Source organism: Flavobacterium sp. xlx-214 (assembly GCF_013874595.1).
Classification (GTDB): Bacteria; Bacteroidota; Bacteroidia; order Flavobacteriales; family Flavobacteriaceae; genus Flavobacterium.
On record NZ_CP059431.1, the window covers coordinates 319,881 to 332,289 of the forward strand.

General features: G+C 30.3%; 12 protein-coding genes and 1 pseudogene. 11 read left to right on the plus strand and 2 right to left on the minus strand.

Annotated features, from left to right (window positions below; all coding sequences use genetic code 11):
* Positions 1 to 38: 38 nt before the first annotated feature.
* The 8 genes and pseudogenes from H1R17_RS01520 to H1R17_RS01555 all read left to right on the plus strand — a co-directional run.
* On the plus strand, positions 39 to 713 hold the full coding sequence (locus H1R17_RS01520; RefSeq protein ID WP_163431792.1) for a peptidoglycan-binding protein: 675 nt from the start codon (positions 39 to 41) through the stop codon (positions 711 to 713).
* Positions 710 to 1,084 carry a His-Xaa-Ser system protein HxsD gene (gene hxsD, locus H1R17_RS01525; protein WP_163431791.1) on the plus strand — a complete coding sequence of 125 codons (375 nt, stop codon included), beginning with the start codon at positions 710 to 712 and terminating at the stop codon, positions 1,082 to 1,084. The genes H1R17_RS01520 and hxsD overlap by 4 nt, the downstream gene beginning before the upstream one ends.
* Positions 1,084 to 2,583 (plus strand): His-Xaa-Ser system radical SAM maturase HxsB, encoded by a 1,500-nt coding sequence (gene hxsB / locus H1R17_RS01530; RefSeq protein WP_163431790.1) that lies wholly within the window; start codon positions 1,084 to 1,086, stop codon positions 2,581 to 2,583. Before hxsD ends, hxsB begins: the two co-directional genes overlap by 1 nt.
* Complete coding sequence (gene hxsC, locus H1R17_RS01535) at positions 2,580 to 3,725, plus strand: His-Xaa-Ser system radical SAM maturase HxsC (RefSeq protein WP_163431789.1); 1,146 nt, start codon at positions 2,580 to 2,582, stop codon at positions 3,723 to 3,725. Before hxsB ends, hxsC begins: the two co-directional genes overlap by 4 nt.
* Positions 3,726 to 3,890: 165 nt before the next feature.
* The gene (locus tag H1R17_RS01540) at positions 3,891 to 4,532 is read left to right on the plus strand and encodes a DUF5655 domain-containing protein (protein WP_181729239.1); all 642 of its coding nucleotides are present in this window, start codon (positions 3,891 to 3,893) and stop codon (positions 4,530 to 4,532) included.
* Between the two features lie 550 nt (positions 4,533 to 5,082).
* On the plus strand, positions 5,083 to 5,337 hold the full coding sequence (locus tag H1R17_RS01545; RefSeq protein WP_163431788.1) for a DUF6364 family protein: 255 nt from the start codon (positions 5,083 to 5,085) through the stop codon (positions 5,335 to 5,337).
* Entirely contained in the window at positions 5,338 to 5,754 is a 417-nt protein-coding gene (locus H1R17_RS01550; RefSeq protein WP_163431787.1) for a PIN domain-containing protein, read from the plus strand.
* Positions 5,755 to 5,972: 218 nt separating this feature from the next.
* Positions 5,973 to 6,236: pseudogene (locus H1R17_RS01555) on the plus strand (DUF1016 N-terminal domain-containing protein); the annotation flags it as partial.
* A gap of 49 nt (positions 6,237 to 6,285) precedes the next feature.
* Here the strand turns inward: H1R17_RS01555 and H1R17_RS01560 are convergent.
* Both H1R17_RS01560 and H1R17_RS01565 read right to left on the minus strand, forming a co-directional pair.
* Positions 6,286 to 7,044, minus strand: coding sequence for a PAS domain-containing protein (locus H1R17_RS01560; protein WP_163431786.1), 759 nt, complete (start codon positions 7,042 to 7,044; stop codon positions 6,286 to 6,288).
* A 38-nt stretch (positions 7,045 to 7,082) separates the two neighbouring features.
* Positions 7,083 to 7,805 (minus strand): LuxR C-terminal-related transcriptional regulator, encoded by a 723-nt coding sequence (locus tag H1R17_RS01565; RefSeq protein ID WP_163431785.1) that lies wholly within the window; start codon positions 7,803 to 7,805, stop codon positions 7,083 to 7,085.
* A 122-nt stretch (positions 7,806 to 7,927) separates the two neighbouring features.
* Here H1R17_RS01565 and H1R17_RS01570 point away from each other — a divergent pair, with 122 nt between their 5' ends.
* From H1R17_RS01570 to H1R17_RS01580, 3 genes are all read left to right on the plus strand, one after another.
* On the plus strand, positions 7,928 to 9,598 hold the full coding sequence (locus H1R17_RS01570) for an ATP synthase F0 subunit B (protein ID WP_163431784.1): 1,671 nt from the start codon (positions 7,928 to 7,930) through the stop codon (positions 9,596 to 9,598).
* A gap of 132 nt (positions 9,599 to 9,730) precedes the next feature.
* On the plus strand, positions 9,731 to 10,630 hold the full coding sequence (locus tag H1R17_RS01575; RefSeq protein WP_163431783.1) for a hypothetical protein: 900 nt from the start codon (positions 9,731 to 9,733) through the stop codon (positions 10,628 to 10,630).
* A 57-nt stretch (positions 10,631 to 10,687) separates the two neighbouring features.
* Complete coding sequence (locus H1R17_RS01580; RefSeq protein ID WP_163431782.1) at positions 10,688 to 12,403, plus strand: hypothetical protein; 1,716 nt, start codon at positions 10,688 to 10,690, stop codon at positions 12,401 to 12,403.
* Positions 12,404 to 12,409 lie beyond the last annotated feature (6 nt).

Consider the following 12,409-nt stretch of genomic DNA (forward strand, 5'->3'; position numbering starts at 1 on the left):
TATATTGCAAAACAGGATACACACTCATTTTAACACTAATGAAAAACATAAAAAAACTTACACAACTAAAAAGTAAATCGGTTGCTTTACTTTTAGCTACATTAGCTACATTTACAAATGCCTTTGCTAAAGAAACTAAAAATTTGCTTTTCAAAGATGATGGAAATACAGCTAATGAAATCGGATTTAATAAAAAACTTAAACCAACTTTGGTTTTAAAGTTGAATGCAGCAGGTACAGAATTAAAAGCTATGATGCATAGGTCGCACTCCTCACATCGATCTCATTCATCGCACCGCTCCCACTCTTCACATTATTCGTCGAGTTATAGCTCTGGTGCTACGAGTACACGATCAACAAATAGCACTTCATCTTCATATAGCTATCCGTCATCTAGTAGTTCATTGACTTCATCGGTAAAAAATTCATCATCATCGAATAGCAATTCAACAAACAACTATCAGAGTTTATATGGCAGTACCTCAACAACTGCTTATACGTTGGGTGACCGTGTTCTTTTTAAAGGTTGTGAAGGAAAAGACGTTGAAAAACTACAAGAAATTTTAAAATTATTAGGCTTTGATGTAATTGTTTCTGAATATTTTGGAGGTAAAACAGAAGAGGCTGTTATAAAATTTCAAAAAGAAAACGAATTAAAACCTGACGGTAAAGTGGGTACAAAAACCTTACAAATAATGCAAGATAAACTATGAAGAACATAGCATATAAAAATGGAATATTAATTTTTAAGCTTAGTATTCAAGACTATTCTGAAAGTGTGGTATATAAATGTATGTACTGGTATTTGGGAAACTACAATGTAGAAATAACATCTGATTTTAATGATTACACTGTAAAAATTGCCTTGAAAAACAATACTGATTTTGATGAGGAAGAATTAATAGTACGTTTAAAAAATGATTTAATTGATTTTAAGTTAAGAGAAATTATTAATAATGAAACCGCTAATTTAAGAGAGCTAATAACAGCCAAGGCTTTTGCGAATTATGATTTTAACATAATGGAAGACAACAATTTTGAGATAAGTGATCCTGTAGGTTTTGATCCGAATGATATAAAATAATGACTATAGCACCAAATCAAAAACAAACACGAAAATTTAAGGAAGCTGAAGTTTATAAAAATCAATCAGATAGTTACTATTTACTTCCTTTTAAATTTAAATCATTAAATAATAATTACGATATTATTACAAATGATCTTGGAGATTTTGTAATTATTGCAAAAGGAATTGTACACAAAATAGTTACTAAGCAGTTTAAAAAAGAAGATGATCTTGAACTTTATTACGAGCTTTTAGTTAATTTTATTATATCTGAAACAACTGTACCTGAATTATTAGAAGTTATTGTAGCAAGATACAGAACAAAAAAATCGTTCTTAGATCATTTTACATCACTACATATTTTTGTTATTTCGTTAAGATGTGAACACACTTGTCATTATTGCCAAGTTTCTCGCGTTACACAAAACAAAGATGTATTTGATATGTCTTTTTTTCATATTGATGAAGGTATTAAATTGATGATGCAAAGCCCAAATCCTAACGTAACAATGGAATTTCAAGGAGGCGAAGCTTTATTAGCATTTGAGAGAATTAAATATGCTGTAGCAAAAGCGAAAGTAGAAGCAGAAATTAATAATAAAAATATTGCGTTTGTTATTTGTACTAATCTGGCACCAATAACTGATGAAATCTTAGACTTTGTAAATGAACATGAGATTCTTATTTCTACTTCTTTAGACGGTCCAAAATTCATACATAATGAGAACAGAAAGCGACCTGGAAACAATAGCTATGAACTTACATTAGATGGTATAGCAAAATGTAGAAGTGTTTTAGGTGAAGATAAAGTTTCTGCATTAATGACAACTTCTGCATTATCACTAAAACATCCTAAAGAAATTATAGATGAATATGTAAATAACGGTTTTGCAAATATTTTTTTACGCCCTATTAGTCCGTATGGTTTTGCAAAGTATAACCCTAATAAAAATCATTATTTTATTGAAGAGTTTTTAGATTTCTACAAAGAAGGTTTAGTTCATATTTTAAATTACAACAAACAAGGTGTTTTTTTAGCTGAAGATTATGCAAGCATCATATTGAAAAAAATATTCACCCCATTTCCTGTTGGATATGTAGATTTACAATCACCCGCAGGAGTTTTGAATAGCGTAGTAGTATTCAATTATGATGGAAAAGTTTATGCATCCGATGAAGCAAGAATGATTGCAGAATCAAAAGATTTTAAATTTCAGATTGGAGAACTAGGCAAGAATACTTACAATGAAATATTCTATGGAGATAAAGCATTGGAAATTTCAGAGACATGGTGCAATGAATCTCTAGCTGGTTGTAGTGATTGTGCTTTTCAACCATACTGTGGAGCAGATCCTGTACTAAATTATACAACACAAGGAGATTTATATGGTTTTAGACCAACTAATATTTTTTGTAAAAAGAATATGGAAATTATAAAATTTCTATTTGAATTGATGATTGAGGATAAAGAAAATGAACGAATTTTTAAAAGTTGGATAACAGGCTTTCAATCATGATATTAAAAACAAAAGGAATACCTCAATTCGTTAACACATTTATAGTAGGCATCATTTCAATCAATGTACCTAATAAAAATTGTATTTTAATTGTTACAGATTTAGATTATTTACCATCAATTGATTTATCAGATGTAAAAGCAATAATTACACCGGATGCAATTGATAAAATATCTATTGACTCTACACCAATTATTTACAGTGTTAAAGAAATTAATCATTTAAATAATAATGATATAGTGGTTATAAATACAAATGGTGTAATAAACACATTGTATCGAGAGCATTCAAACCATAACTTTTTATTTTTAACAGAAAGATGTAATAGCAATTGTTTGATGTGTTCACAGCCACCAAAAGATAAAGATGACACAGAATATTTTTACAATATTAATTCTGAATTAATATCATTAATTTCTGCTGATAAATGTGATTCATTAGGTATAACTGGTGGTGAACCTACATTGCTAGGGAACTTTTTTTTCTCTTTAATTGAGCAATTGAAAAAAAATTTACCTAATACTTTTGTACAATGTTTAACCAATGGTAGAACCTTTGCATGGAGTAATACTGCGGAAAAACTAAATGAAATAAACCATGAAGGATTGTTATTAGCCATACCATTATATGCGGATGTTGCAGAAATTCATGACTATGTGGTACAAGCAAAAGAAGCTTTTAATCAAACAGTAAATGGTATATACAATTTAGCGCGATACAACCAGAGAATTGAAATAAGAGTCGTTTTACATAAAATAACAATACCTCGATTACAAAAATTAGCTCAATTTATTTATAAAAATATGCCCTTTGTAGAGCACATTGCCTTAATGGGACTTGAAATGGAAGGATATACTCCTTTTAACTTAGATAAATTATGGATTGACCCGTATGATTATCAAGAAGAACTAAAAGAAACGGTCTTGTTTTTAAACGATTTTGGAATGAATGTTTCAATTTACAACATTCCTCTATGTTTATTACCTAAAGAATTGTGGGATTTTAGCAGAAAGTCTATTTCAGATTGGAAGAATATATACTTCAACGAATGTACAAAATGCTCTAAGCTTACTGAATGCGGTGGGATGTTTAAATCAAGTTTTAAAAAACACAGTAATTACATCAAAGCTTTTATTAATTAAATAGTAATTTACAAAATATCAAACTATTACACTTTATTTTCAATAAAAAACAATCGCATTGATACATTAGCTTTTGATGAGGAAAGTAAAGCTTTTGTAATTATTGAATACAAACGGAACCAAAATTATAGTGTTATAGATCAAGGAGTTTCGTATCTAAATTTAATGTTAGAATACAAAGCCGATTTTATTGTTGAGTATAATGAAACGCAAAAAAGCACCTTGAAACGTACCGATGTAGATTGGTCGCAAAGTAAAATTATTTTTGTTTCACCATCATTTACTGATTTTCAAAAACAATCATCAAATTTTAAAGATCTAGCCATTGAGTTATGGGAAATAAAACAATTTGAAAATGATATTGTAATTATAAACCCCTTGAAAAAATCTAAATCGGCACCTAGTATCAAACAAGTACAGCAAAATAATGATTCTGAATTAAGTAAGGTAACCAAAGAAATTAAAGTCTATACAGAGGAAGATCAATTACAAGGTAAAAATGATAATGTAAAAGAATTATACGAAACTTTTAGAGATGCCATCTTATTACTATCGGCAGATATTGAAGTTCAACCTAAAAAATGGTATATTGCTTTTAAAGGCCAAAAGCATATAGCTGATATTGAAATTCAGAAGAACAAATTAAAACTATGGATTAATGCAAAAAAAGGAACTTTAGAAGATGGAAAAGGTATTACCCGTGATGTTTCTAACCTTGGACATGCAGGAAATGGGGACTACGAAATAAGCATTTCTGACACAAAATATCTTGAATACATTATGAGTTTAATTAAACAAATCATATAAACCTAAGCTTCCCTATTCCTACAGATTTGTAATCTGTACGTTAAAATGAAAAACTATATAGAAAATGTAGTTTTTTCCAATAAGCTTTTTAGTAAGAAAAATTACATAATTATAAATACAATAAAAAAACGAGTGGCACTACACCACTCGTTCTTTTATACACGTAAAATTACTTTTCTTTACGTTCATCCTATCGTTTCATAAGCCTACTAACCAAGTAGCTTACCAAGGTACCTAATACGGCTAATACAATTGTTTGTATGGCTTGGGCATACAATACACTATATCCACACAAGCACATTTAAAATCCGAACACATTAAAAATAAAAAGCTAATTATTAATGTAGCAAAGAACATCTTTTCTTTTAAATTACATTATCAAATATAACAGCTTAGCTAAATGAAAAGAAACCTACATTATAGTATTCGTTTCGTACAGTTAACTTCGCTGGGGTGGTTAAAAAACAATTTCAGCTGTAATTAAAAAAAATGTTACAATAATTTCAAAATACGTATATTTTTTGTATTTTTATCCGTATAATTAATTGTTATGGATACAAAGCTGACTTTAAAACTTGATGAAGATGTTATTGAACGAGCTAAAAAATACGCTTCTAACAAAAAGTTAAGTTTATCAAGATTAATCGAAAATTATTTAGACTCTTTAACCAAAGAACAAGACAATGATTTTGAAATTTCTCCATTTGTAAAAAGTATTGCAACTGGAAAAAGCATTCCAATTGATGCTGATTGGAAAGAAATCAGAGATCAATATGCGGATCATTTAGACGAGAAATACAAGTAAATGCAAAAGGTTTTTTTAGACACAAATATTGTTATTGATTTTCTTGGTGAAAGAGATGGATTTTACGATGCTGTTGCCAAAGTTTTGACTTTAGCAGACAAAAAGAAAATTAAAGTTTTTACATCTCCAACTTCAATTGGAAATACTTTTTATGTATTAGCAAAATATGAAAACACAAAAATTGCATTAGAGAAAATTAGAAAGTTTAAATTACTTTGTTCCATTTCTGTAATGGATGAAGAAGTGGTAGAAAAAGCCATAAACTCAGATTTCAAAGATTTTGAAGATGCCATGCAATATTATAGCGCAATCTCAGCAAATTGTGATTTGATACTAACAAGAAACGAAAAGGATTTTAAGAATTCAATGATACCAGTAATGAACGCTGAAAGTTATTTGCAAACGGTTAAAAAGTAACTACAGTTAATAACTAAGCTTTAACCTCCCTCAACTTCTTCATTCAAGCCGTCTTATTATACCCTTAGATGCAATAAATAATAGTAAAACCAAACATATTATATACTTGTTTTTTGGCTCAATTAAATTATTATTTTAGCCAAACAAAGTGTTAGTAAAAGCCTTCAATAGATGTAAGCAATTGATCTTTATCTACATAAAAAACAAAAAAATTCAAAAAGCATTCTTCAAAATTTGTTATTTCTGAAAAAGGGCAGACACTGTCTGACGAATTCAAATTAAGTTGGTCGCACAATATCAAGTTAATGAGAATGGAAGATAATTTAGAGAGAAAATTTTACGAAACGGAGATTTTGAAAAACAATTGGAGTTTAAGAGAGTTCAACAGACAGTATAATTCGGCATTATTCACAAGGCTTGCATTAAGTAAAGACAAAAATGAAATCCTAAAATTGGCTGAACAAGAAAGAACAGTTTGCTAATTAGGTGAAAAAGAAGAAAGGTATAAAGTTGTAGCGTTTTACCCTCTATTTAAACCCACCCCTCACGTACCGCTTTTACTAAAAGCTCCTGAACATTTTCACAGCCCGATTTTTCTAAAATATGTTTACGGTGATTTCTTATGGTATGAATACTTCTTTCTAATTTCAAACTAATAATTTCACTTGTAAAGCCTTGCACCATTAAAGATAAAATCTCCAATTCTCTTTTTGAAAATAACGTAGGTATTTTTAAAAAATCATCTTTCAAATGTACATTATAATAAGAAGGGGCTCCTTGCATACCAATAAAAGAAAGCTTAGGTATACCTGTAATATTAAGATGTGTTAAATCGGTAAAAATACCTAAAGTTCTTACGCCCCCCTCTGGAAAATAATAAATTGGCACAATCTGTTGTTGTACCCTTTTATAAGACCCCTCTTTGGTTTTCAAACGATAGTCGTAGGCGAACTTATATTTAAAAAACAATTCGGGAGCCAGTGCCGAAAAAAAGCGTACCGCACTTTGCTCATAATGGTAATAGTAAGGCAAATCTTCAGAGTGTATATTATCCATCACCACCTGTAAATAAAAATCTTTAGGTGTATAACCCAATATATTTTCAACATTTGGGCTTACATATTCCATTTCCGCGGTACGAGTATTAAAAATTACATAAAAATATTCACCAAAATGAAAAACGTCCATATATTGGTTGATAAGTTCTTTTTGAGATAAATCTATTTGTTCTGTTACAGAATTGGGTATGCTATCCCAAATATCGCGTAGTTTATTTATTTTTTCACTCATACCAAAACTTGTTTTATATAAAAAACAACATTAATTGTCTAAACCCAACTTTCTCGAATCGCTTTTACCAAAAGCTCTTGTACGTTTTCACATTTCGATTTTTCAAGAATTGTTTTTCTATGATTTCTAATCGTATGTATGCTTCGCTGTAATTTTTTTGCAATAGCTTCGCTTGTTAAACCTTGCACCATTAAGCTTAAAATTTCGTGTTCTCTTTTTGTATACAGCGTAAAAGAATCCTGAATATTGTAATACGAAGGATGTCCATTTAAACCTATAAAATGTAATTCATGTTTATGGTATGATTTAAAATTATTGATGTTTGAATGAATAACCATTGTTTTTTTTAAAACGCGGTCTTTAACTTCGCAGGCATAAGATTGTTGCTGAATCCAAATAAAATCACCTGCTTTTGTTTTCAGTCTAAAATTGTGCATAACGCAATACTTTTCTTGCAAATCAGCACTTAATTGCTTACAAAATTCTAATGCTTTGGTTTCGTGCCGAATAAATATAGGTTGATCATTAGGATGAATATAATCTAATAAAAGACCAATAGAATATTCATTGGCTTCATATCCTAAAACATTCTTTAATTCTGGGCTTATATAATCAATTTCGGCACTTTCACAATTAAAAATAAAATAATACGATGGAAAAGGATCAATAGGCTTATTCATCTTAAAATTCACATCATCATTTGCATTGCTTTCTTGAGAAAACACCTCCATTCCTTTTTTAAGTAAATTCCCCCAATCCATAGCGATACATTATTAATGATACTGTAACAAATTGTTATAAGAATAGCTACACATAGCTATTTTTTATTAAATGTAATAAATATAATTTTGTTAAAAGCATTAACATTTAAAAATATTTTAATATGAAAACATATATACATACTACCATTATATTATTGTTTCTTTTTTTATATAAACATACCTATTCACAAACAGTCAATTTTTATGTAGATGCATCAAAAATAGGCTATGGTTATTCGTATAATGTAACATTAGGAATAACAGAAATTAATAAAGGAGACCAGATTAAACGATTTGAAGTTAAATTATTAAAAGTAGAACCCGATGCCAAAGGTTACTTGCTAAATGGAAAACATTACACCTCTTCGCAATTAGGAATTAGTTGTAACCCTCTTAAATCGGCTCACGTACAAGTTATGTACACGTATGAGGACAATGGAACACTTTTAACTACACAAGCTGGTTTATTGCAATATATTGGAGACTCATCAACAATAGTTTTAGGAAGCAGAGCAACATTTAAAGAGCTTAAAGAATGTTTTATTTCGAACCTTGACATTTCTGATGCCTGCCGTAAAAAGATAACCGAAATTTTGAATCCACCCAAAAATGCTAACGCGAATAATAATTCATCGGGTAAAAAAACAGATGCCGCTATTAGTACTTCATCGGGAAATTCTAACACTAATTCAGAGCAAAAAACACAAACTACCACCACTACTTCTTCTAATAAACCTACTTCAGATGATTTTTGGAACGATAGTCCTTCACAAACTCCTCAAAAATCAAAAGAACAAATTGCAGCCGATAAAAAGCTACAAGAATCAAGAGACCGTTATGCCGAGCAGGAAAATCGTTTTTTTAATACAATGGAAAAGCAAAAACAAGAACAAGATCGCAGAGATGCTGTTATGGCAAATAGTTTTTATGCCAACGAAGCCCGAAGTAGAGCCGAACAAGGAATTTCAGATAATTCGTCGTTTAACCAACGGTTTGATAATGTAGAAGATTTGCAAAATGCTTTTTACAATCAAGCCAATGCTATTAACCAATACGCACAAGATTTAAGCGATGCCAGAATGCAACAAAATGCCAACACACAGGAATATTTGTGGGGTAATTCTACAGGTGCAGACCAAGCGGTTGGCGAGCTTGCTACCAGCGTTGCCAACATTATTGGTAATGCCAAAGCCGAAAAAGAACGCAAAGAAGCACAGGAAAAACTACGAAAAGAACGCGATGCAGAACGTACCCGTATTGAAACGGAAAGAAAGCAAAAAATAGCGAATCTACGAAACGATATTTTTAAGCAGTATCCCGAAGGTGGTGTGCCACTGTCTAGACACAACATTAATTTAGATGAACTGTATTTTTTTACCTATTGGTACGACGGGAAAACAACTGCAAAAGTGAGTAATGTGTTTCCGTATGCAAAATTCAAAGACGGTACGTGGGCATTTAAAGACAAAGTAATTTCTGAATCTGAAAAAGCAGCAGGCGGCAAAGTAACTTTAGTGGGTTATTTTACCACAAAAGCCTTGGCAGAAAAAGAACGAAGCGTTTTTGTAGAGCTGTTGCCGCAAGCAGAAGTAAGTGTAAGTACTTATACCGTAAAAGGAAAAAAATGGGACGGAGCAGAAAACGGCGCTACCGATTTTTGGGGTAATGAAACTAAAACAGAAACCAAACAAGAAACCAAAACCACTACACCGCAAAAAACAGACGATTTTTGGGGAGAAACCAAAACAGAGAAAAAAACCGAAACCAAAAAAAGCGATAGCTTTTGGGATTAACTTTTTTTTGTCATTCTGAACGAAATGTAATGGAGTGAAGAATCTCATCGAAATTGAGATTCCTCCTATCGTCGGAATGACAAGCTACTGAAAATTTATTTTATGATAAATAACAACTAAACCATAATAGATATGAAACTACATAAACTTTTTTTGATACTAACCTTAATATTTTTTAGTACCAACATCTTTGCACAAAACAACGATATGAAAGCCCGTATGGAGTTTGAAGATGCCGAAACAGCTTATCAAAGCCAAAACTATAACAAAGCAATTACTCATTTAGAAAGTGCAGAAAAATTGCTGGGAAAACCTACTTCCAAAACACGCTATTTATTGATTATCTCTAAAGCAAAAATTTTTCGAGATTATAGCTATGAATACAAAGAATTGGAAGATTTAAGAGCCTTAACTAAACACTATTTAGATAACTATACAACAGACACAGAAAAGTATAGGGAGATATATGATTTGTCAAATAATATGAAATACCTTCCAAAAACTTTAGCCGAATACAACCAAGTTAAACAACAAAAAGAAGAACAGATTCGTCTTGCACAACAGGACAGACAAATGAAAGAAAAACAGGAAGCAGAAGAATTGAAAAAAGCCCAAGCTTATGTTTTAAATTTTGCAAAAAAGTACAATTACAAACCTAATATAACCACATCTGAATTTGCTGCTTTATCTTCAGAAAATGAAAAACTTGTGAAGAAACTGAAAAGCAAAACATACTCAGGGGATCCTTGGAGTACTAAAAATGGTCCAGCTTTTATAAGTGCTCAAGATAATAAAGTTATCTATTTCGCTTATATGTTAGTGTCTGGAAATAGCATAGATAGTGCTAATGAGATTTTTTATGACATCCAAAGGAATCTTGCTCCTCAATATTATAATTACAATAAAGAAACAGCCACAATTTCAATCAACGTACCAGGTGTAGGTATAGATAATATCTATTTTAAGATATTTTCAAATAAACTTAGAATCGTTTTACGACGAGACCTAAATGTTGGTGAACCAGCATATTAAAATAAGTATAACATAATTAAGAAAAAAAATATATTAAACTTTTAAAACTTATAAATCATGAAAACAAAATTACTAATAGTACCATTTTTGTTGCTAACAGGGGTGGTTTTTGGGCAGGAGAAAAATATTTCTGATGAAGATAAAAAGACATTGTTAGGAAATGCTAATAAAGATTTTGTGGAACTTGAAAAAGAATATACGTCTAAATTGGCAGTATATGAAGTTGAAAAGAAAAAATTTGAAGAATTAGTAAAAGAAGTAAATCTTAATACTGCTCCGCAATTTTTAAACGAAATCCAAACACAACAACAAACTACCAAGACATTGAATAATGAACTTGTAGAAATCATTAAAAAATATGAAAGTTATAAAGTTTATTATACTACTAAAGGTTTAACTATTGAAGAGATAAAAGAAATCTTTGTGCCAAATAAAAATATTGTAGCAATTACAGACACTGCTGTACCAACAAAAATTGTTACTTATTTTGGTGAAAATGAAACTATAGACCACGAGATATTGAAGGATAAATCAGGAAAAGAAGTCGATGTTATAAAAAAGGTATTGTCAACAGAAGGAAAGGATCATTATTTTGGCGATATTACTATTCCACAAAAAGGAGCAAAGTTTTTCTTTTACGAATCAAATAAAAATAAAGTCTTTACGCGAACCGCAAACAGTTTCAAATTCAAAAAAGTTGATGTAAAGATTTGCGATGGTTACTTTTCTGATATTGTGCTTCATGTAGAAGATGAAAAAGGTAATACTCATATTTTTAATAATCAAGTAGGAATCAGTATTTTATTTTTCACAAGTCATGGAAATCGTAAATTCTTATATTATACTCATTCAGAAAAAAAAGACGGATCAGGAATTTATGAAGATAAACAACTTGATAATTTTTATATAAAACTTACGGATGTCTTTTCATATAGTTATGACATAGGGAATCATTATATTCCATTAGAACTAGATGTAAAGCTTCCTGCCGATACTATTGACAACAAAGACAGTAATGTTAAATACAAAATTCAACAGAAAACCTCATTGGAAAAAATAGTAGAGTTAAGAGCCTACTCAGATTTTCTTGCTCTTTTTGGAGAGGCTGAAAATGGACTGGTTCAGATTGATGGAAAAGCCACTTTTTATCTTTTCCCTTACCCTTATAGTTTTTTTGGGAGTAAAAAAACATTAGGGCAGATAGAGTATTTACCTACTATTTCTCCTTATGTTAACTATTCGAGGTTTGAGAATATTAGTCGATATGCAAAAATAGAAAACCTAGAAAGGTTAGAATCGTTAGGATTGATTGAAAAAAGATATCTAACTATGGGGGTTGAAGGAGATGTTTTAAAATGGCAACACAAAAATTCACCTGTAAAACTTAGTTTATACGGTTTTATCAATTATAATATTGCAGAAATCAATAACGGTACAGAAGATAAAAAGGATATTAAAGATATAAAATCTCTTGGTTTCGGAGGTGGATTACATTTAAGCACTAAACGCTTCAATAATTTTGGTTTTGATTATAAAATTGAACTTTCTGAATTTGACTACGAAAATCATAATGGCGAGGGATTTCCTATCAATAAAATTCCTGTTTTACGTAATGAAGCTGAAGTATTTTACCATCCTAACGGAAATCCCAATTCAGCAATTTTTGTACGTTTGATAAACTACAATTATAGAGGTAGAGCAAACGACCAAGCCTTTTACCAATTCCAATTCGGTTATAAATTTGCCATAGGAAACAGAACTGTAAGTAAATAATAAACA